The sequence below is a fragment of the Coprococcus eutactus genome (genome assembly GCF_025149915.1).
GTDB classification, from domain to species: Bacteria; Bacillota; Clostridia; order Lachnospirales; family Lachnospiraceae; genus Coprococcus; species Coprococcus eutactus.
In genome coordinates this window covers 2,300,638-2,326,851 of sequence record NZ_CP102278.1, presented here as the reverse complement: position 1 = coordinate 2,326,851, position 26,214 = coordinate 2,300,638, and the positions used below count along the sequence as shown (strand labels likewise).

Sequence of the window (26,214 nt, the reverse complement as noted above, 5' to 3'; positions counted from 1 at the left end):
CAGGATACATGCAGGGGAAGGAATATGTCAGTAATTTCATATATATTTATAGTTTTTTTGCTGTGCACAGTGCTTGTGTATTATATCGTTCCGAAGAAGATGCAGTGGGGTGTGCTCCTTATTGCCAGCCTTATATTCTATGGTTACGCGGGGGTAGAATACCTTATGCTTGTGAGTGTGACAGCGATTGTGGTATATCTGTTTTCTCTCAGACTTCAGAAGAGCCTGGATGAACAGGAGAAGCTGGCTGAGGGAGCAGACAGACGTACAGCAAGAAAGATAAAAGCAGTCGAGAAGACGAAGAGGAAGAAATTTCTTGTGATGGCGCTGGTTGTTGTCATAGGTATACTGGTGGTGTTCAAGGCCATGGGCTTTATCATAACCAATATCAAAAGGTTTATTCCGTATGATGGCCTGCAGAGCATACCGGACTGGAAGCTTATTGCACCTATGGGTATATCATTCTACACATTCATGATGGTATCTTATCTGGTGGATCTATATAACGGACATATAACAGCACAGAAGAATTTCTTCAGATATCTGTCATATGTGCTGTATTTCCCACATGTTACACAGGGACCTATAGCAAGATATGAGGAGGTTGCACACCAGCTCTGGGAACCTCATCATTTCAGCATGGATAACATCATGCGTGGTGTATGGCTGATGATCTGGGGATTTGTCAAGAAGATGGTTATTGCCGACAGGATAGCAGCATTTACAAATGTTGTGTTCGGAGACTGCTTCTCATATCAGGGAGGAGTGTTCCTCCTGGTGGGAATCGCATATTCAGTTCAGATATACTGTGATTTCTCAGGATGTATGGATATTGTCAGGGGGGCATCGGAGTGCTTTGGCATAGTACTTGGTGAGAACTTTAAAAGACCGTATTTTTCACAGACTCTTCCTGATTTCTGGAGAAGATGGCACATATCTCTCGGAGCATTTTTCAGAGAGTATGTATTCTATCCGGTATCGACATCCAAGCTTTTTCTGAAGCTAAATGTAAAGATAAGGGATCATCTGGGTAATGTGATAGGAAAAGTGTTCGCGGCAGGTATTCCTATACTGTGTGTGTGGGTGCTCACCGGTGCATGGCATGGAGCAAAATGGAATTATATAGCGTGGGGACTGTATCATGGAATACTAATATGTATGTCCACATTGTTTGAACAGCAGCTTGCCGATCTGACTGGTAAGCTTAGGATCAACACGGAGTGTATCAGCTGGCAGATATTCAGGATGCTCAGGACATTCCTTCTATGTGTCATAGGACGTCTCATCTTTATGGGACAGGGAATAGGGAGCTCAGTATACATGATTAAGTCCATAGTTCTGCACAGAAGCAGAATATATGATATAGTAAATGATTTCTCGCTGGCTGAGGGCGAGTGGAGAGTTATACTTATAGGCTGTCTGGTGTTGCTGTTAGTGTCTGTTGCCCAGGAGATAAGAGAGCGCAGCGGATGTCAGGAGGACATCAGAGACTGGCTTATGAGACAGAACTGGTTGTTCAGATGGCTGGCTGTGGGCATTGCGATAGCGTGTGTTGTCATGTTTGGAGTGTATGGCTCAGGAGCTACGGCAGCATTTATCTATGAACAGTTCTGATATATGTGAGGATATAAGGAGGATACGACAAAATATATGGTGAATTCAGTTAAACATTTTATTTCAATATTGTCACTCATGGCTTTCCTCTTTTTTGTGCTGAGCAAGGCTGGACAGCTTGCAAGACCGATGGACGGCGACTCTGACGTGTGGGCTGATTATTATGCGGAGGCAGACAACACCATAGATACAGTGATGATCGGTTCGAGTGCTATGTACAGATACTGGATACCAGTGCAGGCTTTTTCAGAGCAGAACTTTACATCAGCACTCATAGCGTCCGCCGGTCAGGATATACGTCTTGCACCGTATATCATGGAGGAGGCGGTGAAGAGCCAGAATGTAGACCTGTTTGTTGTGGAGCTTAGAAGTGCTGTGTTCAGGGGAAATATAGACCAGATAAATAAAGACAATCTCAATTACAATCTTGAGGTACTGGTGACAGGCATGAATCCGTCCTTCACCAAATACGAGATGATCCAGAAATATTATCAGGAGGATGAGGTTCAGAAGATAAAACTCATGTTTCCGATACTCATGTATCATGACAATCTGGTGCAGTATGACAGTGAGCTCATAATAGACCGTATGAACACAGCTGCTGATGAATATAAGTTTGCCAGACAGGTCTCCAAGATCACGCCGCTGAAGAAGCCGGTCCTCAAGGCATCCGATGAGAAGTATATGTCGGATGAGGCTCTCGGCTATATAGATGATATACAGAAAAAGGCGGATGAGCTTGGAATCAGGGTGCTGTTTCTCTCAACTCCATATGCTCTCACGGCAAAGCAGGGCGCCATACAGCTTGAGCTTGATTCATATCTTGAGGGTAAGGGCTACGATTACCTTGACCTGAACCTGTATATAGAAGATATGGAGCTTGATTATTCAACTGATTTCTACAATAAGCGCCATACAAATATATCCGGTGCGAAGAAGGTCACCAGTTACCTGGCGAAATACATAAAGGATAATTATGATCTAAGTGCAGAGTTAAATGAGGAGCAGAAACAGAGCTGGACAGATGCGGAGAGCGAATGGTCTTCTGAGGAAGAAGAACTTTTGAACGAGTGGACTAAGTATCAGGAGAAGGGAAAGTAAGATAATAGAGGTACAAGGGTATGGATACGATTTTGCATTACATTCAGAAATATGCACAGACTCAGCCGGATACGATGGCGGTATGTGAACTGAGAAAGAGCGTCACATACAAGGAATACTGGAGCAGCATAAGAAAGACTGCGGGAGTTCTCATGGGTATGGGGATACGCAAAGGTGACCACGTTATGCTCAGGTGTACGCAGAATATAGATTATCTCACAGTGTTTTCGGCGCTGCAGTATATGCAGGCGCTTGTGATCCCGGTGGAGAAATCAACATCCGTTGAGAGAGTTCTGGAGATAGGTGGGAGGGTGGACTCGGAATGCCTGATATCTGATAAAGAGGCAGACGGAATAAGTAGCATAAAGATAAAGGATATAATAGCCAGGGCAAAGGATGCAGATGAGGCAGATCTTGAACTGCCGGGGGAAAATGACAGATCCATGCTTCTTTTCACAACCGGAACAACAGGTTCGTCAAAGGGAGTTGTCATGCTTCACCGCGGAGATGTAGGAATAGCAGGAAATGTAATAGAGGGAACATCCATGAAGAAAGGCAATGTGGAGATCATCCCTATGCCGCTCAACCATTCATTCGGAATAAGGAGATATCAGTCTGACATGGTGAACGGAGGTACAGTTTGTCTGATGGATGGAATGGTATTCATTGGAACTTTGTGGAAGCTTGTGGAGAAGTATGGTGCGACATCCATGGCCATATCACCGGCATCACTGGGGATGATATTTCATTTGTCTGATGAAAGGATTGCTGATTATGCGGACCAGCTTGACTATATACAGATCGGCTCGGCACCGCTTGCGGAGGCGGACAAGGAGAAGCTGCTCAGACTGCTTCCGGACACGAGGCTTTATAATTTTTACGGTTCATCTGAGGCAGGATGCGCCTGCATACTTGAGTTCAGCGGCAATGGCAACAAGACCGGCTGTATAGGAAGACCTACGGTGAATTCTATTGTCAGATTCACAGACGACGCTGGAAATGTAGTAGAAAACGGCAGCCCGGAAGCTCCGGCGCTTCTCTCATGGGGCGGTTCAATAGTCATGGAAGGGTATTACAACGATCCTGATCTCACAGCAGAGACGCTTGTGGGTGGATATGTGAGGACAAAGGATCTCGCATACCTTGACGAGGATGGCGACTGCATACTTGTTGGAAGAGCGGATGATGTAATAAACTATGGTGGAAGTAAAATATCGCCTGCAGAGATAGAAAATCTTGCGCTTGGGTATGAATATATAGACGATGTGGCATTTACATCCATATCAGATCCGATCACCGGAGAATTGCCGGTCATACTGGTTATACAGAAGGACGGATACGATGAGGCTGAGTTTGAGCGATTTCTCACAGACAGGCTGGAGAGCTATAAACTGCCTCGTAAGTATATCTATGTCGATAATATTCCAAAGACATTCAAGGGTTCGGTGCTGCGAAAGGAAGTGAGAAAGCTTGCGGAGCAGAATGCGTAAATACAGAATAGATAACAATAACGATAAGCCTGGTGAAGGAGTAAAAGTAATACAGAGAATAAAAAGTGTACAAAGGAGAACTATATCATGAAAGAATTTATTGAAATGCTCAGAAAGATTAAGCCAAATGTAGATTTTGAAAATGAGGAGGCTTTGGTTGACGACGGAATACTTGAGTCGCTTGACATCATCTCTATCATATCAGAGATAGCAGATAAGTATGGCGTTGTAATTCCTAGTGATGAGATCATACCGGACAACTTCAACTCAGCTACAGCTCTTTATGAGCTTGTGGAGGATTTGAAATAGCGTTCGGGATAGCGCGGGACGCTGGACAGCATCCGAAACAGAATCGGAAGTGTATTTGGACATATCCGTAATAAAAAACTGTGTATATGGCATATGATGAGACACGTTCTGTGTGTCCTGTGAATATATGTATACACAGTTTTTTAATATGCACAGATGTTCATATAAACATTTTTGTAAAAATTTCAATTTGCCTGTTGACATATAATTAAATATATGTTTAAATGTTCATAGATTCAACGAGAATGATGAAATCCTGGTGGAAGAGTTAGATGAAAACGATAGCTTATTAACTTTCAAAAATGAATAAGAAAATATGATGATAAGGAGATTACTATTATGAAGAAGTACAAGATCGAAGTTGATTGTGCAAACTGCGCAGCAAAGATGGAGGATGCAACAAAGAAGGTTGCAGGCGTTAAAGATGCGGCCGTGGCATTCATGGCGCAGAAGATGAGCGTTGAGTTTGAGGATGGAGCAGACGAGGCAGAGGTTATGAAGAATGTTCTTAAGGCATGTAAGAAGGTAGAGCCTGACTGTGAGATATTCATGTAATCACAATTCGTCATGTGTCAGGCTATTGTAAAGCAGGTTTTGAAATGTATCAGCATTCCGATCCCTGCTTTGTCTCATATATGGGAACAATTTAGTTGCAGCATGTCTCGTATGTGATGGGAACTGTTAGTGGTTTACAGATGATCGGAATTATATAAGACAGGAGGATGTTATGACAAAGAAACAGAAAAAGGTCCTTATAAGGATCATAGTATCGGCGGTTCTTCTCGTTGCCATGGCTGTCACATTTACGGTGCTTGACAAGAGTGGGATGGTTAATCTTGAGAATCCGTCAGTTATGTGGCGATGCATAGAGATCGTGGCTTACCTGATCCCGTATCTCATCATCGGCTACGATATACTTAAGAAGGCTTTTCTCGGAATAATACACGGAGAAGTATTTGACGAGAATTTCCTTATGGCTATAGCTACGGTTGGCGCCATGGTGCTCGGTGAGTACAAGGAGGCATCGGCGGTTATGCTGTTCTACCAGGTTGGTGAGCTGTTCCAGAGCTACGCGGTGGGAAAGAGCAGAAAGAACATCACAGCACTTATGGATATCCGCCCTGACTATGCGAACATAGAGAAGGATGGCAAGCTGGAACAGGTTGATCCCGATGACGTTCAGATTGGGACTGTCATAGTCGTACAGCCGGGCGAGAAGGTGCCTATCGACGGAAAGGTAGTTGAGGGTTCATCTTCACTCAACACAAGTGCTCTCACAGGAGAGAGTGTCCCTAGAGAGGTTCATGTGGGTGATGAGATCATCAGTGGATGCGTCAACCTCAACGGACTTATAAAGATCGAGACAACCAAGGAGTTTGGAGAGTCAACCGTATCCAAGATACTTGATCTTGTCGAGAACTCAAGCATGAAGAAGTCCAGATCAGAGAACTTCATCACAAGATTTGCAAAGTATTACACACCGGCTGTATGTATCGCGGCGCTTGCACTTGCAGTTCTTCCGCCGTTGGTAAACATGATCATGGGTAACCCTGCTGCATGGTCCAAGTGGATCATCAGAGCCCTTACAACACTTGTTATCAGCTGCCCATGTGCACTGGTAATATCCATCCCGCTGAGTTTCTTCGGAGGGATCGGAGGAGCATCGGCAAAGGGTATTTTGGTCAAAGGTTCTAACTACCTTGAGGCGCTTTCATATACGAAATACGTTGTGTGTGACAAGACAGGAACACTGACAAAGGGTGTGTTCCAGGTTACAGAGATACATCCGGTTTCTGGTATGACTGAGGCTGATCTGCTTGAGAAGGCAGCATTTGTCGAGAGCTATTCCAACCATCCTATCAGCAAGAGCCTGAAAGAGGCATACGGCAGAGAGATCGACAACAACAGAGTAACGGATGCCAGGGAGATTAGCGGACACGGTGTGTCAGCAGTTGTGGATGGACATGAGGTTGCAGCGGGAAATGTCAAACTCATGAAGAAGATGAACATAGAGGCAGCGGTTCCTGCGTCAGTTGGAACAGAGATACACGTGGCAGTAGATGGAAAATATGCCGGCTACATTCTGATATCTGATGTTGTAAAGCCAAATGCAAAGGAGGCTATAAGTGGCCTCAAGGCAGCAGGCGTGGAGAAGGTTGTTATGCTTACCGGAGATGCCAGGAAGGTTGCTGACGCAGTGGGAAGAGAACTTGGCGTGGATGAGGTCAGAAGTGAACTTCTTCCGGGTGACAAGGTTGACGAGGTCGAGAAGCTCATAGCAGCCAAGGGTGAAAAAGAAAAGCTTGCATTTGTGGGTGATGGAATAAATGACGCCCCTGTGCTTTCAAGAGCAGATATAGGAATCGCCATGGGAGCCCTTGGTTCGGATGCAGCCATCGAGGCTGCTGATATAGTCCTCATGGATGACGATCCGGCAAAGATAGCGACCGCCATGAAGATATCCAAGAAGACACTCAGGATAGTACACCAGAATATCGTGTTTGCACTTGTGATCAAGTTTGCGTGCCTTGCACTTGGAGCAGTTGGGTTTGTCAATATGTGGTGGGCGATATTCGCTGATGTTGGAGTTATGATCCTTGCGGTGTTAAACGCAACAAGAGCACTCAGTTTCAAAGAATAATGAAGATCGGGAATTGAAACTATCTATATACGATCATTACAAGGATGCAGTATCAATTCCTATATATATGAAAGATGAGGAATATACATGGGAGAAATACATCTGCCTCATTGTCACTGCGACAATGAGAACAAAATCATAAATTGCATGCCGTCTGCTGATGACTGCAGTGGTATGGCAGATATATTCAAGCAGCTCAGCGATGGCAGCAGACTCAGGATACTCTGGATGCTGTGCCATCTGGAGGAATGTGTGAGCAACATAGCCGCCGCCATGGAGATGAGTGATCCGGCTGTATCACATCACCTGAAACAGCTCAAAAGCAGTGGGCTTATCGTGAGCCGAAGAGATGGCAAGGAGGTATACTACAAGCTGGCAGACACGGAGACCGCTAGACTTGTCCACAAGGTATGTGAGGAGATGTTCCAGATAACATGTCCGCTTGAAAAATAGAATAATATGACGGATAGATCCCCGTCGGTACTGAACAGATCGGTGCCGGCGGGGATTTTTTTGTGGGGATAATAAGAAAATATATAGTTCTATGCCGCAAAACAAAATAACAGTTGACATGCACCTGTACATAGTGTATATATAACATATAAACAGTTGAGGGAGGTATGTATATGAGGCTTTCTCAGAATTCAGGAGTGCCTATATATCAGCAGATAGCGGACAGTTTCAAGTCGGATATATTGGCCGGCAAGTATGCCCAGGGTGAGTATCTGCCGTCCATCAGAGGACTGGCGCGGGATCTGAAGATAAGTGTTATCACAACCATGAAAGCATATGAGCTGTTAGAACAGGAAGGGCTGGTCACGGCTGAACAAGGCAAGGGCTTTTATGTGAATGCACAGGACAGTGAGATGCTGATAGAGCAGCATCTTCGAAAGGTCGAGGCATCTTTGATGGAGGCCATAGCTGCGGCACGTATTGCGGGTTTGTCGGACGATGAACTAAAGAATATGCTTGATGCCTTGCTTATGGTACAGGATTGACAATCTGACAGGCAGGGAACAAAACAGACAGAGAACAAAGCAGGCAGAGAACAAAGCGGACAGTAAATAGGGTAAAAGAAAGACATGAAGAGAGTTTAAGGTTTAATGGAGGATTGGATGATGAATTATGACTGCGCTGTAAAAGGGGAGAATATTTCCAAAAAGTTTAAGACATTTACACTGGATATACCTGATTTGAGGGTGCCGAAGGGATTTGCGACAGCACTCATCGGTGAAAATGGAGCGGGAAAGACGACGCTTCTCAATATGCTTTCAGGAATAAGACTTGATTACAAAGGTGAGCTGACTTTCTTTGACAAGTATTCATCGGAGGAGAAGGAGAGAAGGGCGGATGTAAAGAACAGGATAGGCTATACGGGAACAGGCAGATATTACCTTCCACAGTGGACTGTATCTGATGTGGAGGAGATAAGCAGTCTGCTCTTTGACAATTTTGACAGGGACGAGTTCGAAAGATATTGCCGCGAACTTGCGATATTTCCTGATTCTCCGAACGGTGTTGCTCTGAAGAAAAAGTGTTCAGCACTCTCTGATGGAACCAGAACTAAGCTGATGCTTGCCGGGGTTATGGCGAGGGATACTGACCTGCTGCTGCTCGATGAGCCGGCATCGCCTCTTGATCCTCTTATGCGAGACAAGCTGTGTCAGATGATCGGCGATTATATAAGCGACGGAGCGGGGGAGAAGAGTGTATTGTTCTCAACACACAATATATCCGATATGGAGAGCATCACTGATTATGCGATCATCATGGAACATGGAAATGTGGTCGAGTGCGGATTTGTGGAGGACCTGAAGGAGAAATACATACTGATAAAGGGAGATGCCCAGGATGCGGAGGCGGCATCAAAGATCCTTTATACCATGACTAAGAATCCGTATGGTTTTGAAGGAATCTGTCTTGCAGAGAATCTGGACAAGCTTGCCGGCATGAATGTGAGCAAGGAGATACCATCGCTGTTTCAGATAAGTGTTGCGGTCATGAAGAATAATACAAAAATGGTATTAAAGTAAAAACTGCTTAGAGTGTTTCACGTATTTATAGGAGCGTAATTATGAGGATGATAAAGGATTACAGAGCCATCACGAATGGAAAATACCGGCTAGTGTGTAATGTGTTGATACCGATCATACTGGGGGTGATACTGGCATTGATCGATATAGGAGTGAGAAAATATTATGTAACAGCGGTCATGCTCGGTGTGGGAGCGGCGCTCATGACTGCGATCGAGGTTATGGCTGATTATTGGGGATTCGGTGCAATATGTGCGAAGGGCTGCCTTGGAATGGACTATCTGAAGACGTCAACAAAGGGGAAAGCCATGTTACGGAATGCGCTTACGGCGGATCTGCTTGTCCGACCGGTGAGGATCGCGATATGCATGGTGATAGTGGTCGTACCATATGAAATTATGGTGGGTAACCCGGTAAGACTGCTTTGCCTGTCGATACTGCTCACAGCAGATATTTCCGTGTGGGCGCTGAACATTACGAGATATGTCCAGAATGTTCAGGTCATGAGTCTGCTGTCCATGCTGTCATCAGGGGCATCGGGAGCTGCGGTTATATATATAACGATATCTTCGGGATTGCAGAAGTTTACATGGCTCATAGTTGTAGCACTGGCGGTATTGCTGCCGGTTGGAATATATGTGACGCGCAGACATATGTACCGCAAGGTTGAGGCGTCATACCTGGATGAGGATTAACAGAGCTTATGATTGGAGTTGGATCAGACAAGGAGGATTAAGGGATGAAAGATTTGATACTTGGTTTTAAACTTCTCAGATATGGATATAAATTAAAGACAAATGTGATGATGCTTATCTTGTTCACTGCAATAGGGTTTGTGGTCGAACTGTCATCACATGGAACGAACATGCTGGGCGGTTTCTACTTTATGCTTACTGGAATGTTTGCCTATCAGATGATAATATACATGAATGCATCGGATTATGTGCAGTCAAGCGCGATGAAGAGAAAGCTGGAAGTGGGAATGCCCGTGATCGTGAGTACTGTTGTATATCTTGTAATGCTAACGATACTGATTGCGGAGAAATATATACTTATCAGAATGTTCCCGGAGAATACAGAAAACTATCAGGATACATTGTTTATGATCATATGCATATTGTTCGGAGCTATGATATTCTGTGGTGTATGTTACAAATATTTTGTGGCAAGCTTTATCGTGTTTATGCTGGTGATAATAACCTGCATGTCAATAGTCAGTTCCTGGCTGTGTCACCATCATATATCAGAGGTTATAAGCCTTGGGATTGTAAAACTTGCTGTCCTTGGATATACGGCCATCCTTTTGGGTGGTGTTATAGAGTATTTGATCAGTTCACTTCTCTACAGAAAACAGTTGTCAGAGTATGCAATGAGCGGACTCAGCAAGGGCATGAAGTAAATGAAAATACAACTAAACTTAATAAAATAGACGGAACAGAGCCGGTTGCGGATTGTGTAGGATTGCCGAAGAGAGGGCGGTCACAGCAGAAGATTTGTAACCGGCTCTATTGCTATTATCAGGTGAGTGGAATATAATATTTAAGAATGTGTGTGCTGGAAAAATCCGGCAGCTGCGCATAAGAGTAATGTATAAAATGCAGAATCATAACGACAAACACTGATAAGTCAGCATATGAATTTGAAAAGAAAGATATAAGAAAGATAAAAGAAAGATATAAGGAAGTTATATGGTACAGAACATATTGTTTGATCTGGATGAGACACTGCTGGACTTCAAGCGCAGCGAGAGCAGAGCGCTCTCCAATATGCTCAGGCATATAGGGGTGGAGCCTACAGAAAAGGTCATATCCAGATACAGCGAGATCAACAAATCGAGATGGAAGCTGCTTGAACAGGGGCTGCTCACAAGGCAGCAGGTGAAGGAAAGCAGATACGAGATACTATTTGCAGAGCTGGGAGTTGACTACTCTGCTGCAGAGGCGACAGCCTACTATGAGGATCAGCTCAGCCAGAAGGGATTTGTATTCCCTGATACGATAAAGCTGCTTGAAACCTTGCACGGAAGCTACAGAATGTACATTGTGTCAAATGGCGGCTCAAATGTACAGAGCGGACGACTTGCGGACAGCGGTATAGGCAAGTATTTTGAGGATATATTCATATCTGAGGATGCCGGAGCAGAGAAACCGTCCAGAGAATTCTTTGACTATTGTTTTGGCAGGAGACCAGAGATAAAGGCAGATGAGACTGTGATCATAGGAGACAGTCTGACATCAGATATACAGGGCGGAATAAATGCCGGGATAAGGACGATATGGTTCAACCCTGATGGTCAGCAGGCGGCGGATATACATCCGGACTATGAGGTGAAAACACTTATGGAGATACCGGCGCTGCTTGAAGAGCTGTAAGCAAAAAAGCAAAATTATTTATCGGGACCGGATACAAATGAGTCCAGATTGAAATAAACAGGAATAGACAAATATACAGAGGTAGTACATGAAGATAAGAGATTTGATCACACAGGATAAGGCGACACTCTCATTTGAGGTGTTCCCACCAAAGAAAGACACCGACTTTGCGGATGTTGAGGCTGCCGCACTTGGCATAGCGGCGCTAAAGCCTGACTATATGAGTGTAACCTACGGCGCTGGCGGAAGTACAAAGGGTCATACCATACAGCTTGCGCGGGAGATACAGGAGAAGTATGATGTTCCGACTATAGCACATCTCACATGCGTGTGTGCCAGCAGAGACGGAATAAAGAATGCGCTTGTGGAGATGAAGAGCGCAGGGATAGAGAACATACTTGCCCTTCGCGGAGATATACCGAAGAACTATGATGGACAGGTGTTTACTGAGTTTTCGCATGCATCCGAGCTGGTGGAGCTCATCAAGGAGTCGGGTGACTTCTGTGTGGGCGGTGCCTGCTATCCTGAGGTACATCCGGATTCTGCAAATAAGCACGATGACATAGCCGGGCTTAAGAAGAAGGTCGATGCCGGATGCGATTACCTGACTACACAGATGTTCTTTGATAACAACATTTTCTTTAATTTTATGTACAGAGTCAGGGAGGCTGGAATAAACGTCCCGATCATACCGGGAATCATGCCGATCACAAAGCGTGTCCAGGTGGGGAATGCGGTGAAGCTTTCAGGCTGTAATGTGCCTGAGAGATTCAAGAGTATAGTGGATGCATTTGGCGATACAGAGGCGGCCATGAGACAGGCTGGAATCGCGTATGCAACAGACCAGATCATCGATCTCATGGCAAATGGAGTAAAGCATATACATGTGTACTCCATGAATAAGCCGGAGGTCGCAGCCGGAATACAGAAGAATCTCAGTGAGATACTTAAAGTTTGATAAGATACAGATGTATATATTAAACTGGCAGTTGGTAGAAATTTGTAAGACAGGTGTGTATGATGATATCATCCTGCAAGCTGAATTCCTACATAATAAACCGCCAAATAATATTATAATAAATACAAGATGTCAAAACTAAGGTAACAATTATAAGAAAGAAGGAATAAAAAATGACACTCGAAGTTTTACAGAAGGACATGATAGCAGCAATGAAGGCAAGAGATAAGGAGAGAAAGGACAGCATATCATCTCTCGTATCGGCAGTTAAAAAAGTTGGTATAGACAACGGCTGCAGAGACAATATACCAGAGGATATAGTTGACAGCGTTATCCTCAAGGAGATCAAGTCTGTGAAGGAGCAGATCGACACATGTCCTGCAGACAGAACAGATCTGCTTGAGCAGTACAAGGCAAGATATGATGTGTTCAACGAGTATGCGCCAAAGCTTTTGTCAGAGGATGAGGTCAGAGAGATACTCACCACAAAGTTTGCTGATGTGATCGCAACCAAGAACAAGGGACAGATCATGAAGACAGTAATGGCAGAGCTCAAGGGCAAGGCTGACGGCAAGGTTATCAATCAGGTTGTTGCAGAGCTTTGCAAATAATAGTTTCTGACAGAAATCAAATCTGCGAATTAGTGAACGGAATTAGTGGAGAAAAATATGAAGTTTGTAGGAATTGAGAAGAAGGAACAGGGCAAGTTCATCACAAGGTATGATGTGAAGTATGAGACCGTAGATGGCATACTGAAAAATTATGAGATGATAAGCAGAAATGGCGATATCACAGATTTTGAGGGACTTCACGGCAAGGCTGCGGATGCAGTTGTCATCATAGCCACAGATGAGAATGATGAGAAGATCCTGATAGACAGAGAATACAGACTGGCTCCTGGCGAGTGGGTATACAATTTCCCTGCAGGACTGATAGATCCGGGAGAGACACCAGAGGTCAGCGCAAAGCGTGAACTCATGGAGGAGACGGGACTTGAGCTGTACGAGATCACAGATACAATAGGTACAAGCTACAGCGCTGTCGGATTTTCAAACGAGACAAATATGTGTGTGGTGGGCAAGGCGAGAGGCGAGTTTAAGCCGAGCACATCAACTCTGGAGGAGATCACCCCTGGCTGGTACACCAAGTCTGAAGTGAGGGAGCTGCTAAAGACTGAGAAATTCGCAGCCAGAACCCAGGCGTTTTGCTATGTATGGAGCAGAAAGTAGAAGGAGTATGTGTATGGAGAAATTACCAGGAAAGGGTATGGTTACGGTGTCAGCTGTCATCATGCTCATATGGGGACTTGTAAATGCAGGATATTATGATGTGGCAAAGCTTGTGCTTGCGGATGATCCATCATCTAAGGCTATCGCGTGTGGCGTTGTGGTTGGAATCGCGTCACTTGCAGCGGTCATAGGCGGAATATTTGGAATAGCTGGAAGCAACAAGGTGGCAAAGGCATCTGCGATAGTTGTGTGGGCAGCATTCCTGCTCATACTTGCAATTGTGAGCGGAATAGTATCACTTGTAGCAGGAGACAGCAAGGTTATTGGAGTTGCCATGATGATAGTTGGGATCATTGTTCCATTTGTCATGTTCATGGGAGCATCAAAGAACAGGGTCAAATAATTTATGATAAGTAACAGTTATAGGTTTTTCCAGAACAGAGAATGTGAATTTTTCCCATGTCATGAGGTGCAGGATGAAGATGCTTTTAACTGTCTGTTCTGTTATTGCCCTTTATACCTCGATGACAACTGTTTAGGATCCCCGGAATATATAATAACCGGACGGGGACAGCGGATAAAGGACTGCAGCTCGTGTCTGGTGGTTCACAGTCCGGAGATGTACGATAAAGTTATTGCACATCTGCGCAGACAGGACGAAATCATTCGTGTGGATCTGCGCAAAATGAAAAGTCTGTTGATGGACAGACTTTTTAAGATCACTCACATAAATGATATGGATGAGGATATGCGCGCGGAACATAGACTGCTGGTTGACCACGTAGTAAATGGAATTATGACTGGATCCTTGTCAGAAAAAACCAATAGCAAGGAAACAGCTTTGGACTGTACGGAAACCGTTTCGAATCCCATGGAAGTGTCTGTTCTGCTGCAGCCATTTGCGGGGGAATGTGTCCACAAGGGATACTTGGAATTTGGGAATAAAAAGATAGAGTGCAATGTACTTGAACAGATTGACACAGCCGGTGTTGAAAAAGGTTACTTATATGCATTTCATGCGCCGGATGTTGACCTTGAGAGTGCTGGATCGGTTCTTGAGCAGTATTACATGGAGACATTTCAGGTGGCATGCATGGATGTCATAAGAGGGTGGATACAGGGATATCTTGAGAGAAAGAACAGTGTATATGAGAAGAAGTATTGCAGTCCGTCATTCGGTTCGGGATATTATGGAATGGGCATGGATGCTGTACCTGAGTTGCTTGGACTTATGGATGCATCACAGGTAGGCGTGTCATGGAACGGAGAACGTATGTCGCCGAAGATGAGTCTTGTTGGAGCATATCTGATCGCGGGTGAAGATGTGTTTGCAGTAGATTCTGATTGCATAGATTGTATTGGACAGCGTGGTGGCTGTGAATTCTGTATAAAGCACTGAATTTATACCAAGTAGGAGCAGGAGTGTTCTGCTCCTACTTAGAATTATAGTTATTAATCCAAATCGAAACTAAAGACCGCTTTGTCGAAATTGCGGTTCTTTAAATCTTCATCTGAAATGATCCAAAAGATATTCCATAGACAACCAACGTTGTAACCATATTGAAACAGCAGATGTGTTTTTGTGTTTACATCCGGAATATTACCACCCGTAGGATAACCGAATAATTTGTTTCCGTCATACGAAAGATATTCGATATCATAATCTGGAGCAACTTCTTCAAGACGGTCAAATAGGTCACAGTCAAGCACATCTCCCAGTGGCTGATAATCTGTGGTGAGTTCAAACTCGACAGCCTTTTCCTCAAAAGTTTCTGTAAAATACTTTGAATAATATGGAACAGGCGGCTCAGTTCTCTTTAAATTTGCCAGGTCGCCGTTGTACCAGATCACCTTGTGATAAGCCGAATTTTCGGGGGCGTCAGCAATGCTTTCAACCCATTTGTTGGTCTGGTGAATTGAGTCGATTTCTCCGCTCCAGAAAAAATATAAAATACCCATGTGCGGAAGCTTGTTTTCAATATCCAAGTCGGCAATGTCCGCAAGATTGATTTGAGCAACAAGCTGCATTGCTGATTTTTCGTACCGCTCAGTGTCATCTCCGCGCTTGCAGGAATAGCCCGACATTGTGGGATATGGAATTTCGGGCGGAAGATCAGGAAAGCCACCGATTTTACTTGTGCCTTTTGCAATTACATTTTCTACATCCTTCACACACATTTTAATAGTATTTTTTCGGTAGTCTTTAATACTTTCTGCAATATCAGTGTGTCCTTCTTTAATAAGGAATTCAATCAAATCCATTTCGTGCATTTTCATTTTATACCCCCTAATCCCTATTTGTTAAAGTCAACACATTCATTATATCTAATATCGCCTAATTTGCATACACATTTAATGGCTACCCTACCTTGGGGATTCTTGCGCCAGAAATACCAGACTGACAGTAAGAGTCACAGCCTCGGTCACAGGTGCAGCAAACCACAAGCTGTTGCCACTGGTCAAAACTGGGAACGTCAGTATACACACGCTGCTGAGTATGATGTTTCGGAGCAGTGATATACACAGAGACTGCCCGGATTTCAGTATGGCCTGGAGATAGTAGGAGGTCATCAGGTTGATCCCAAATGGCACAAATGCAAAGAAGTACGCTCTGACACCAAGATCGGCAATGACGCCAAGGCTTTCATTCATATCTATAAACACACCGCAGAGCACCCTTGGAAAAAGTATTCCAAGAAGTGAGAACAGCGCACCCATGATCAGGATGGTTGTGTAAGCCATTCTTTTTATGGTGTTTATTCTGCCTATGTTATTTGCTCCATAGTTGGTCGAGATTACAGGCTGCACAGACTGACCAACTCCTGTGAACAAAGAATTGAACAGGATGACGCAGTTGGAGATGACGCTGTATATGGACAGGGCATTCTCACCGCAGTACTTCAATATCTGTATGTTGAACAGCAGCACTATAAATCCATTTGCAAATTCATTGAAGAAACTCGGGATACCGGCTGTCACGATATTCTTCATGCTGTTCAGGATCCTGTGTGGCATTATGAAACGCAGCTCATTCTTTTTGCTGAGGAAATGTGATGAGGCGACAAGTACCTGGATCAGCATACCGACAACAGAGGCAAGCGCGGCTCCGCCGATTCCCTGCTTCAGCGGGAATATCAGTACGATGTCCATCACGATATTGAACACTCCGCCTAGCAGGACGCCTGCCATGGCGCGGTTCGGATCATTGTCAGCCCTCACAAATATAGCGATGAAGTTGGAAAATACTGCAACCGGCAGGAACATATTTATATAGTGCATGTATGACATGGCATATGGGTATAGAGTGGCATTTGCTCCCATGAGTCTAAGCAGTGATGGCATACATGTTCCGTACAGTATCCACAGCAGTGCGGTGATTGCCGCGATCATTATGAATGACACGGTGAAGTAAAGGTTAGATTTCATTGTGTTGCCACTTCCTCTGTGCACGCTCATCTGTACCGAGCCACCTACGCCAAAGAGAATTCCAGTTGACATAAGTATGCACAGCAGTGGCGTTGTGATGCTCAGAGCGGCCAGGGCATCAGCTCCAACACCTTTGCCGATGACGATGGCATCAGTCAGGGTGTATATGGACATGACCATGGCACTTCCAAGGGAAGGAATGAGGAATTTGAAGTAAAGCTTTTTCAGATCGTTTCTTAACAGGTCCATTTGTAAATCTCCTTAACAAAAATAGTTTATAATTGAAAATCATTGAAAATCGGAAAGGCACATGATCGCGGGGGCACATTAACCTGCTAGCCGCATAAAAAAAGAGCCAGATAAGATAAAGTATCTTATCTGGCTCATGAAAATTCTGATATATTTGTATCGCGATTCATGTTCCATCCGGGAATCCTGCATCTGCAGAACACCTTGCAAGGTATATTAATATTCAATATACCGTCCGACTTGTGTTATTATAACAGGAGGCATAAAAATGTCAAGGATTAATAAGGGGGTATTATGGAGTATAGAGTGACAGATGCAAATGATATAGGTATGCTGATGGATGTCAGATTGTCCATGCTTAGGATAGTCAATGATCTTCCTGTTGATTACATATTTGATGATGAATTGGTGGTGAGCAGCAGAAGGTATTTTCTTGAGGGTGATCAGACAACTGTTGTAGCTGTCGATGACGGAAGATGTGTGGCGTGTGCCAGTATGTCTTATATTGAAATTATGCCAACATTTTCTCATCCTTCGGGAAAGAGAGCACATCTCATGAATGTATATACAGAAAAGGACTATCGAAGGAGGGGAATCGCCAGGCAGCTTGTGAATATGCTTATAGAGGATGCGCGTGCACATGACGTCACGGAGATAAGCCTTGATGCCACGGAAAGCGGCAGACCGCTGTACGAATCAATTGGATTTAAGGCATCTGAGGAGTGCATGGTTATAGATATACAGCAATTATGATGCTTTTGATAATAGACAGTTTACATACATATATTTACGGAGACAGACGGAGGCAGACATAGCTATGAAGGTAAGAGATAGCATAGAAAAAAGACGCAGTATTAGAAAGTTTAAAGATATCCCAGTGGAGCCGGCGATTATAAGACAGCTTATCGAGGTGCGGCGATCCAGAACCTGCTGCAGAGAATCCGGATATGAGACCTAGAAAGAAAATGGATGAAGTGCTGGAATACAGATAATTACAACAAGGAGGACGTACAGCCATGTCACTGGAAAAGGCAGAAAAGTTTCTTGAAGATAAAGGATATGGAGACAGGATCATACTTATGGACGCTCCGACGGCAACTGTTGCCATGGCGGCGGAGGCGCTTGGAGTTGAGCCGGGCATGATCGCTAAGACCATGGCGTTCATACAGGATGACAAGATAGTACTCATACTCACCGAGGGCACAGCCAGAGTTGACAATAGGAAATATAGAGACAGATTCCACGTCAAGGCGAAGATGGTGCCATTTGATAGCGTGGAGGAGCTTGTCGGACATGCACCGGGCGGAGTGTGTCCATTTGGCATAAATCCGGGGATAGATGTATACCTTGATGAGAGCCTCAAGAGATACGAGAGGGTTTTCCCTGCGGCGGGCAATGACCACAGTGCAGTGAATCTCACCATCTCTGAGCTTGAGGATGCATCTGGGGCTGCCGGCTGGGTTGATGTGTGCAAGGAGCCGGAGAAGTAAGCTGTTAATCAGGTTAATATGAGTCTGCGGATGGTGCTTATTATACGAATTAAGTATTTGGGAAGGAAGAATGGGTGTATGGACATAACGATGCTTGGAACAGGAAGTGCACTTGTGACAGAGTGTTATAATACATGCTTTGTGATGTCAGATGGAGACGAACATTTTCTAGTGGATGGCGGCGGTGGTAACGGCATACTGTCACAGCTTAAGAAAGCGGGTTTTAACTGGCAGGACATGAGGACAATATTTGTGACGCATAAACATGTGGATCATATACTCGGTGCGGTGTGGATGATCCGCATGATATGCCAGCATATGAAAAAAGGTTCGTATGAAGGCGAAGCCGTTATATACGGACATGACGAGGTCATCGCTTTACTTAGGGAGATGGCAATGCAACTTCTTAATAAGAAGGAGACAGTATATATTGGTGACAGACTTCATCTGGTTGAGGTGAATGACGGCGATACGAAAGAGATAATGGACAGAAAGGTCACATTTTTTGATACTGGTTCAACTAAGACAAAGCAATTTGGATTCTGTATGGATATGGGTGATGGCGCGAAAATTACGTGCTGCGGAGACGAGCCTTACAATGATTGTGAGGAGAAGTATGCGAGAGGCAGCAAATGGCTGCTCCATGAGGCATTCTGCCTGTATTCCGAGACGGATATATTTGATCCTTACGAGAAACATCACTCAACAGTCAAGGATGCCTGTGAACTTGCAGAAAAGCTTGAAGTTCAGAATCTGTTGCTATATCATACAGAGGATAAAAATATAACACATAGAAAAGAATTGTACGTGGCAGAGGGCAAAAGGTATTACAGCGGCAACCTGCATGTGCCAGATGATTTGGAGAAAATAAGACTTTAGAGATGGGCAGGAAAGAATATAGTCAAAATCTGAGAGAAATTAGAAGATGAATGACTTTCTTGAACGATAGAATTGTTTGAAAATACAGGCAACTAGAAAAGAATTTGCTAAAGATAGGCGATAAAAAGGAGAGATCGAAATGTACAATCCAATAAAAGAACTGACTAAGCGGGAATGGTTTATCTGGCTGTGTTCCCTCATTATAGTGCTGGTATCGAATCTTCTCACTGCAGATCTGGACATTCTCACACTTGCAGCGGCCCTCATAGGCGTGACATCGCTTATATTTGCGGCAAAAGGAAATGTGTGGGCGCAGATATTGATGGTCGTATTCAGCATATTATACGGTATAATATCATTCAGGTTCCGCTACTGGGGTGAGATGATAACCTACCTCGGGATGACGATGCCGATGGCGGTGTGGTCCGCCATAACGTGGTTCAAGAATCCGTCGGAGGGCAACAGCAGTGAGGTTGCCATACAGAAACTGACAAGAAGACATGTGATATGGCTCACTGTCAGCACGGTGCTTGTAACGATTGTATTCTACTATATACTGATGCTGCTTGATACGCCGAACATAGTGTTCAGTACCATATCAATCGTCACAAGCTTCCTTGCAGCGGCTCTCACCATGCTGAGATCGTCATACTACGCTGTTGGATATGCAGCAAATGATGTGATTCTGATAGTTTTGTGGGTTCTCGCGTCACTTGAGAATCCGGCATATATTCCTGTGGTTGTAAACTTCGTCATATTCTTTGCGAATGATATGTATGGCTTTGTGAGCTGGAAAAAGAGGGAAGTGAGGCAGGCTGTGGATTTGTAGGAGATAATTGTAATATAACACTGAACTTATTTTTATGTTCACAGTGAGCATGCAGGCAGAATGATAAAAGAAGAAATAGAATATAAGTGAAATCTTATCATAATAGGAGGACTCATAGATGAATATAAACATAAGAGAGTACATGGCAGCAGATGCAAAGTCAGCATCAGAGATCTGGAACCAGGTTGTGGATGACGGAGTGGCATTTCCACAGGAAGAGGATCTGACACCGGAATCAGGCGATGCATTTTTCAAAGAGCAGACATATACCGGTATCGCCGAGAACACAGAGAATGGTGAGGTGGTAGGACTCTACATACTTCATCCGAACAACGTGGGAAGATGCGGACATATATGTAATGCCAGCTATGCCGTGAGACGCGATATCCGCGGTGAGCACATAGGAGAAAAGCTTGTGCTTGACTGTATCTCCATGGCAAAGAAGAAAGGCTTTGGAGTGCTCCAGTTCAATGCCGTAGTAGCATCAAATGTACATGCACTCCATCTGTATAAAAGGATTGGTTTTACTCCGCTGGGCGTTATCCCGGGAGGCTTTAGGATGCCTGATGGACATTACGAGGATATCATTCCGCACTATTATGACCTTAGAAAAGATGCAGATCAGTAATGAGTTGCAGCATACGGTGTAACATCACAGAAAAATATGTTGATGTTACGATCTGACAGCGGTATACTTGTTGACAGAGAATTGGATATAAGAATGGGGAGCTGGCGAGTTAACCGGCTGAGAGGAGGCTGAACGCTTCGACCCACAACCTGATGCGGATAATGCCGCCGTAGGGATACGTTTGATACATACATAATGATGTAAGTAAGAAAGAAGAGACGCATTCCTGTGTCTCTTTTTTCATAAGGAGGGACCCGCGTAAGTGGGGGGATTCCTTGTGAAGCACGCAGACGCCGCGCGTAAGCGCCTTTCATGCGTCTGCTCCTTTATAAGGAATAATCCACGTGAGTGGGACACTCCTAAAGTGGCTGATTGGGGGCACCACCTTCCGCCACTATAAAAGTGTAAGAGAAACAAATATTAGATCTGGAACAGATTTATAAAGCCGGATCAGATTGGAGGAACAGATGAGAAATTACACAACACAGATGGACGCAGCAAGAAAAGGCATAGTAACCCCTGAGATCGAGAAAGTTGCCGAGAAAGAGCATATGTCCACTGAGGCGCTGATGAAACTGGTAGGAGAGGGCAAGGTAGCGATACCAGCCAACAAAAAGCACACATGCTTAAACCCAGAGGGAGTTGGAAGCATGCTGAGGACCAAGATCAATGTCAATCTTGGCGTGTCAAGAGACTGCAAGGATTATGGTATCGAGATGCAGAAGGTTATGAGTGCTGTCGAGATGGGAGCAGAGGCGATCATGGATCTGTCAAGCCACGGCAATACACAGCCGTTCAGACAGAAGCTCACTTCAGAGTGTCCGGCTATGATAGGAACTGTGCCGGTATATGACAGCGTTATCCACTATCAGAGAGACCTTGCGACACTGACAGCACAGGATTTCATCGATGTGGTACGTCTTCATGCGGAGGATGGAGTTGATTTTGTGACTCTCCACTGTGGAATAACAAGAAAGACGATCGAACAGATCAAGAAACATAAGAGAAAGATGAATATAGTCAGCCGTGGCGGCAGTCTTGTATTTGCATGGATGACCATGACTGGTAACGAGAATCCGTTCTACGAGTATTTTGATCAGATCCTTGACATATGCGAGGAATACGATGTGACAGTATCACTTGGAGATGCATGTCGTCCGGGATGTCTTGCGGACGCAACGGATGTATGTCAGATAGAGGAGCTTGTCAGACTTGGAGAGCTGACAAAGCGCGCGTGGGATCATAACGTACAGGTTATGGTTGAGGGCCCTGGTCATGTGCCACTCAATCAGATTGCAGCCAACATGGAGGTTCAGAAGACACTCTGTATGGGCGCACCATTCTACGTACTTGGACCTCTTGTCACAGATATAGCACCGGGATACGATCACATCACAAGTGCCATAGGCGGAGCGGTCGCAGCCATGAACGGAGCAGCATTCCTCTGTTACGTAACACCAGCAGAGCACCTTGCCCTGCCAAATGTAGACGATGTCAAGCAGGGAATCGTAGCCTCCAAGATAGCAGCCCATGCGGCAGATATAGCAAAGGGGATACCTGGAGCGAGGGATATAGATGACAAGATGGCGGATGCGAGACGTGTCCTCGACTGGGATGCACAGTTTGCATGTGCCATAGATCCTGAGACCGCAAAGGAGATCAGGGACAGCAGAAAGCCTGATGACGAGTACAGCGACACGTGCAGTATGTGCGGTAAGTTCTGTGCTGTAAGATCGATGAACAAGGCGCTGTCAGGGGAGTATATAGATATTCTCTGATGTAACATATACATATTATGTATATAGAAAATTGCAGATGGTGGTACATGGAGAGGTTCCGTGTACCGCCATTTTTGCACATGTTTGTTATTTTTGCCTATTGTAATGGAAAATAAACAAGTATAAAATATAGGCAAAAAAAGAGCATATATGCTGGAAGAGAATTTCTATAGATATGTGGCTTTAATATGTGGGGAGAAATAGAAGATGAAAAAATATGACGGTGGATTTTCGTTGGTTGAACTCATTATTGTCATCGCTATTATGGCGGTGCTGGCAGGGGCACTTGCTCCGATGCTTATTAAGTACATTCAGAAATCACGAGACAGCAAGGCTATGACAAATGCAAGAAATTTTGAAACTGCGGTGGAAGCGTCTTTGATTGACGCCAGTGAGGGGACGCTTGGCAGTGATGCCGAGAGAGATGCATCGGGATTCAGTGTGCAATATTTGTCAAGTAATGCGTCTGCCCCAAATCCTAATGATTCAACACATAGCCTGATAGCGTCAATATATAATTCCTTTGATCCAAAAGGACAGGGCTTTGAGGCAATTGCGGTGGTTGATACGGGGAAGGTTCAGCAGATTACATACAAGGATCTCAAGACGCGCAAGGTGTATGTATATTATGCTGATGATTCCAAGAAATATGGTACAAGGACCGAGGCTGGTAAGGCGGGAGAGTGGCTTAGATATGATACGAACAGAGGCGACAGCTGGGTGAGTTGGTATTCGATATGTGAAGGAAAGTATACTACACCGTGGTGGAATGGACATCAGTCGGATTGATATTGGATATTAGATCTGCGAGCATATCAGTTATTGGAGAGCTGATATGAAGTATAGAGAAAAGAAGGGGTAGGAGTGAATAAGGATTTGACAGTTGGAAGGCCGGAATCAGTGTTATGGAGATTCTGCCTTCCACTTTTTGGAAGTGTAATATTTCAGCAGCTTTACAACATAGCGGACAGCTTTGTGGCGGGGCAGTTTATAGGAGAAAATGCTCTGGCGGCGGTCGGCAACAGTTATGAGATAACGCTTATCTTCATAGCATTTGCATTTGGGTGCAATATAGGCTGTTCGGTCATAGTATCACAGCTGTTCGGGGCAAAGAAATACAGCGAGATGAAGACTGCGGTCTGGACTACTCTCATAGCAAGCGCTGTACTTGTGGCGGTTCTCATGCTGGTCGGATTCCTGCTTGGTGAGAGACTGCTGGCACTCATTGACACTCCGGATGAGCTGATGAGAGATTCGCTTACTTATCTGAACATATACATATTGGGAGTGCCATTTTTGTTCTTCTACAACATAGCGACAGGAATATTCTCCGCGCTGGGCGATTCGAGAACGCCGTTTATATTTCTTGCCATCTCATCGGTGTCCAACATAGCCGTTGATATACTGTTTGTAAAGACATTTGAAATGGGGGTAAATGGAGTTGCGTGGGCTACATTCATCTGTCAGGGTGTGAGCGCTGTACTTGCGATAATAGTTGTGTTCAGACGTCTGGCGGCAGTTCGCACTGAAGGAAAGATCCGTGTATTTTCGGGAAACATGCTGGGCAAGATAGCAGTTATAGCCATACCGAGCATACTTCAGCAGAGCTTTATCTCAGTTGGAAATATAATTATTCAGAGCGTCATCAATGGATTTGGAGCCTCTGTCATAGCGGGATATGCGGCGGCTGTAAAGCTCAATAATCTCGTCATAACGTCATTTACAACACTTGGAAATGGAATATCCAACTATACCGCACAGAATCTTGGCGCGGGTAAGATCGACAGGATAGGACAGGGACTTAAAGCTGGAATAAAACTTATATGGGGACTATGCATACCATTTGCGGTTTTGTACTTTTTCTTTGGCCGTTATGGCATGTATCCATTTATGGAGAACAGGACAGGACTTGCCCTTGACACGGGAGTCACGTATCTCAGGATACTGGCGCCGTTCTACTTTGTAGTATCGGCAAAACTTGTAGCGGATGGAATACTAAGGGGAACAGGCATGATGGGCAGATTTATGACATCGACATTTACAGATCTGATACTCAGGGTGGTGCTGGCGATAGTGCTGTCAAGAGTTATAGGTTCCGCCACAGGAATATGGCTGGCCTGGCCTATAGGCTGGACTATAGCAACAGTCATGTCACTGTTATTCTGTGTGAATGGTATTAAGAAGCTGAAAAGAGAAAAAACAGGGAGGATAGAATAGATGACAGATAAAATGACTCAGAAGAGCCATGGAGATATGAGTAAAGAAATAAGCAAAGATGGTGTGGCGGTGCGTACACGGGGATATCATATATGGAGAGTTATATTCTGTATAATAGGCGTGCTGGGAATGCTGATGTTCATATATCCGGTGTTCAGAGGTTGTCATGTGAATGTAGGAACCCTGCTGGGAACAGGCGTGTTTGCACTTCTCACATTGTATGGAGTATTCAGGGCAAAGATAAACAAATCTGTCAGAAAGCTTTGGGATAAAAAAGCAGGAAAGATATGCTTAAGTATCGTGCTTGCGCTTGTAACCATTGCTCTTGCCCTTGTTGTGGTCATCACGTATCACATGGTCTATGCGGCTCATGTAAAGCCTAAACAGGATGCCACAGTCGTGGTGCTCGGATGCGCGGTCAGAGGCGGCGGTCCAAGCCTTATGCTGAGAGAGAGACTTATAGCAGCACAGGATTATCTTGATGAGAACCCGGAGGCTGTATGTGTTGTGTCCGGTGGACAGGGCGCAGATGAGAGCATGTCGGAGGCACAGTGCATGTATGAATATCTGACAGAACATGGAATATCACCTGAGAGGATATATATGGAAGACAAGTCCACATCCACAAGGGAGAATATAAAGTTTTCGGCTCAGATAATAGAACAGAATGACCTGCCTGACGGAATGAATATCGTGACAAATGAATTCCATGAGTACAGGGCAAAGAGGATTGCGGAAAAGCAGGGTATAGATACGGGTTCCATAGCTGGAAGCACTGCATGGTGGCTGCTTCCGACATACTATGTCAGGGAGATGGCAGGCATACTGTATGAGTGGATCAGCGGCTGATACGTGGACAGGTGCGCTGCGAGGCGGACAAAGTGAATACAATGATCCGCCGGACACCCATGCAGGTATATTTGGTCGAAATGCACAGATAACCTTGAAAAAACCTTGTAATATTTCTTGAA

The 26,214-nt window shown here is 44.6% G+C and carries 30 protein-coding genes and 1 riboswitch; of the genes, 28 read left to right on the top strand and 2 right to left on the bottom strand.

The window, feature by feature from the left end:
• The first annotated feature begins 24 nt into the window (after positions 1–24).
• The 17 genes from NQ536_RS10250 (at position 25) to NQ536_RS13805 (ending at position 15,146) form a co-directional block, all read left to right on the top strand.
• The gene (locus NQ536_RS10250; RefSeq protein ID WP_004850214.1) at positions 25–1,614 is read left to right on the top strand and encodes an MBOAT family O-acyltransferase; all 1,590 of its coding nucleotides are present in this window, start codon (positions 25–27) and stop codon (positions 1,612–1,614) included.
• 36 nt (positions 1,615–1,650) lie between these two features.
• Positions 1,651–2,715, top strand: coding sequence for a hypothetical protein (locus tag NQ536_RS10245; protein ID WP_004850216.1), 1,065 nt, complete (start codon positions 1,651–1,653; stop codon positions 2,713–2,715).
• Between the two features lie 20 nt (positions 2,716–2,735).
• On the top strand, positions 2,736–4,205 hold the full coding sequence (locus NQ536_RS10240) for a class I adenylate-forming enzyme family protein (protein ID WP_004850217.1): 1,470 nt from the start codon (positions 2,736–2,738) through the stop codon (positions 4,203–4,205).
• An 87-nt stretch (positions 4,206–4,292) separates the two neighbouring features.
• The gene (locus tag NQ536_RS10235; protein ID WP_004850220.1) at positions 4,293–4,514 is read left to right on the top strand and encodes an acyl carrier protein; all 222 of its coding nucleotides are present in this window, start codon (positions 4,293–4,295) and stop codon (positions 4,512–4,514) included.
• A 336-nt stretch (positions 4,515–4,850) separates the two neighbouring features.
• Complete coding sequence (locus NQ536_RS10230) at positions 4,851–5,069, top strand: cation transporter (RefSeq protein ID WP_044997840.1); 219 nt, start codon at positions 4,851–4,853, stop codon at positions 5,067–5,069.
• A gap of 172 nt (positions 5,070–5,241) precedes the next feature.
• A complete protein-coding gene (locus NQ536_RS10225) occupies positions 5,242–7,155 on the top strand; it encodes a heavy metal translocating P-type ATPase (protein ID WP_004850222.1) in 1,914 nt (637 codons plus the stop codon).
• A gap of 87 nt (positions 7,156–7,242) precedes the next feature.
• A complete protein-coding gene (locus tag NQ536_RS10220) occupies positions 7,243–7,608 on the top strand; it encodes an ArsR/SmtB family transcription factor (protein WP_044997841.1) in 366 nt (121 codons plus the stop codon).
• A gap of 173 nt (positions 7,609–7,781) precedes the next feature.
• On the top strand, positions 7,782–8,153 hold the full coding sequence (locus NQ536_RS10215) for a GntR family transcriptional regulator (protein ID WP_044997842.1): 372 nt from the start codon (positions 7,782–7,784) through the stop codon (positions 8,151–8,153).
• 117 nt (positions 8,154–8,270) lie between these two features.
• Complete coding sequence (locus tag NQ536_RS10210) at positions 8,271–9,188, top strand: ATP-binding cassette domain-containing protein (RefSeq protein WP_227909636.1); 918 nt, start codon at positions 8,271–8,273, stop codon at positions 9,186–9,188.
• Between the two features lie 41 nt (positions 9,189–9,229).
• Positions 9,230–9,883, top strand: a complete 654-nt coding sequence (locus NQ536_RS10205; protein ID WP_004850231.1) for a hypothetical protein — start codon at positions 9,230–9,232, stop codon at positions 9,881–9,883.
• A gap of 44 nt (positions 9,884–9,927) precedes the next feature.
• Positions 9,928–10,587, top strand: coding sequence for a hypothetical protein (locus NQ536_RS10200; RefSeq protein ID WP_004850232.1), 660 nt, complete (start codon positions 9,928–9,930; stop codon positions 10,585–10,587).
• A 289-nt stretch (positions 10,588–10,876) separates the two neighbouring features.
• Complete coding sequence (locus NQ536_RS10195) at positions 10,877–11,560, top strand: YjjG family noncanonical pyrimidine nucleotidase (RefSeq protein ID WP_004850234.1); 684 nt, start codon at positions 10,877–10,879, stop codon at positions 11,558–11,560.
• 88 nt (positions 11,561–11,648) lie between these two features.
• On the top strand, positions 11,649–12,518 hold the full coding sequence (gene metF, locus NQ536_RS10190) for a methylenetetrahydrofolate reductase [NAD(P)H] (RefSeq protein ID WP_004850236.1): 870 nt from the start codon (positions 11,649–11,651) through the stop codon (positions 12,516–12,518).
• 173 nt (positions 12,519–12,691) lie between these two features.
• The gene (locus NQ536_RS10185) at positions 12,692–13,129 is read left to right on the top strand and encodes a GatB/YqeY domain-containing protein (protein WP_004850241.1); all 438 of its coding nucleotides are present in this window, start codon (positions 12,692–12,694) and stop codon (positions 13,127–13,129) included.
• A 57-nt stretch (positions 13,130–13,186) separates the two neighbouring features.
• Entirely contained in the window at positions 13,187–13,747 is a 561-nt protein-coding gene (locus NQ536_RS10180; RefSeq protein WP_004850243.1) for an NUDIX hydrolase, read from the top strand.
• A 13-nt stretch (positions 13,748–13,760) separates the two neighbouring features.
• On the top strand, positions 13,761–14,150 hold the full coding sequence (locus tag NQ536_RS10175; RefSeq protein WP_004850245.1) for a hypothetical protein: 390 nt from the start codon (positions 13,761–13,763) through the stop codon (positions 14,148–14,150).
• A gap of 3 nt (positions 14,151–14,153) precedes the next feature.
• Complete coding sequence (locus NQ536_RS13805) at positions 14,154–15,146, top strand: cysteine-rich small domain-containing protein (RefSeq protein WP_069358421.1); 993 nt, start codon at positions 14,154–14,156, stop codon at positions 15,144–15,146.
• A gap of 53 nt (positions 15,147–15,199) precedes the next feature.
• On the opposite strand, the gene NQ536_RS10165 is transcribed toward NQ536_RS13805, so the two are convergent.
• Together NQ536_RS10165 and NQ536_RS10160 are read right to left on the bottom strand one after the other, a co-directional pair.
• The gene (locus NQ536_RS10165; RefSeq protein WP_259805304.1) at positions 15,200–16,009 is read right to left on the bottom strand and encodes a YwqG family protein; all 810 of its coding nucleotides are present in this window, start codon (positions 16,007–16,009) and stop codon (positions 15,200–15,202) included.
• A 102-nt stretch (positions 16,010–16,111) separates the two neighbouring features.
• The gene (locus NQ536_RS10160; protein ID WP_004850250.1) at positions 16,112–17,422 is read right to left on the bottom strand and encodes an MATE family efflux transporter; all 1,311 of its coding nucleotides are present in this window, start codon (positions 17,420–17,422) and stop codon (positions 16,112–16,114) included.
• A 294-nt stretch (positions 17,423–17,716) separates the two neighbouring features.
• On the opposite strand from NQ536_RS10160, the gene NQ536_RS10155 reads away from it, so the two are divergent.
• The 11 genes from NQ536_RS10155 (at position 17,717) to NQ536_RS10105 (ending at position 26,213) form a co-directional block, all read left to right on the top strand.
• Positions 17,717–18,175 (top strand): GNAT family N-acetyltransferase, encoded by a 459-nt coding sequence (locus tag NQ536_RS10155; protein ID WP_004850254.1) that lies wholly within the window; start codon positions 17,717–17,719, stop codon positions 18,173–18,175.
• Between the two features lie 64 nt (positions 18,176–18,239).
• Entirely contained in the window at positions 18,240–18,380 is a 141-nt protein-coding gene (locus NQ536_RS10150) for a hypothetical protein (RefSeq protein ID WP_004850255.1), read from the top strand.
• Between the two features lie 58 nt (positions 18,381–18,438).
• Positions 18,439–18,912, top strand: coding sequence for a YbaK/EbsC family protein (locus NQ536_RS10145; RefSeq protein ID WP_004850257.1), 474 nt, complete (start codon positions 18,439–18,441; stop codon positions 18,910–18,912).
• 78 nt (positions 18,913–18,990) lie between these two features.
• Positions 18,991–19,791 carry an MBL fold metallo-hydrolase gene (locus NQ536_RS10140; RefSeq protein ID WP_044997844.1) on the top strand — a complete coding sequence of 267 codons (801 nt, stop codon included), beginning with the start codon at positions 18,991–18,993 and terminating at the stop codon, positions 19,789–19,791.
• Positions 19,792–19,930: 139 nt separating this feature from the next.
• Positions 19,931–20,620, top strand: coding sequence for a nicotinamide riboside transporter PnuC (gene pnuC / locus NQ536_RS10135; protein ID WP_004850260.1), 690 nt, complete (start codon positions 19,931–19,933; stop codon positions 20,618–20,620).
• 118 nt (positions 20,621–20,738) lie between these two features.
• Entirely contained in the window at positions 20,739–21,248 is a 510-nt protein-coding gene (locus NQ536_RS10130) for a GNAT family N-acetyltransferase (protein ID WP_004850262.1), read from the top strand.
• Between the two features lie 84 nt (positions 21,249–21,332).
• Positions 21,333–21,441: riboswitch (TPP riboswitch) on the top strand.
• Between the two features lie 274 nt (positions 21,442–21,715).
• Positions 21,716–23,026, top strand: a complete 1,311-nt coding sequence (gene thiC / locus NQ536_RS10125) for a phosphomethylpyrimidine synthase ThiC (protein ID WP_004850265.1) — start codon at positions 21,716–21,718, stop codon at positions 23,024–23,026.
• A 207-nt stretch (positions 23,027–23,233) separates the two neighbouring features.
• Positions 23,234–23,815: a type II secretion system protein gene (locus tag NQ536_RS10120; protein WP_004850267.1), complete on the top strand. Its 582-nt coding sequence runs from the start codon at positions 23,234–23,236 to the stop codon at positions 23,813–23,815.
• 75 nt (positions 23,816–23,890) lie between these two features.
• Positions 23,891–25,243 (top strand): MATE family efflux transporter, encoded by a 1,353-nt coding sequence (locus tag NQ536_RS10115; RefSeq protein ID WP_004850268.1) that lies wholly within the window; start codon positions 23,891–23,893, stop codon positions 25,241–25,243.
• Positions 25,244–26,092, top strand: coding sequence for a YdcF family protein (locus NQ536_RS10110; RefSeq protein WP_004850269.1), 849 nt, complete (start codon positions 25,244–25,246; stop codon positions 26,090–26,092).
• Positions 26,073–26,213 carry a hypothetical protein gene (locus tag NQ536_RS10105; RefSeq protein WP_004850271.1) on the top strand — a complete coding sequence of 47 codons (141 nt, stop codon included), beginning with the start codon at positions 26,073–26,075 and terminating at the stop codon, positions 26,211–26,213. Before NQ536_RS10110 ends, NQ536_RS10105 begins: the two co-directional genes overlap by 20 nt.
• Position 26,214: the final 1 nt, after the last annotated feature.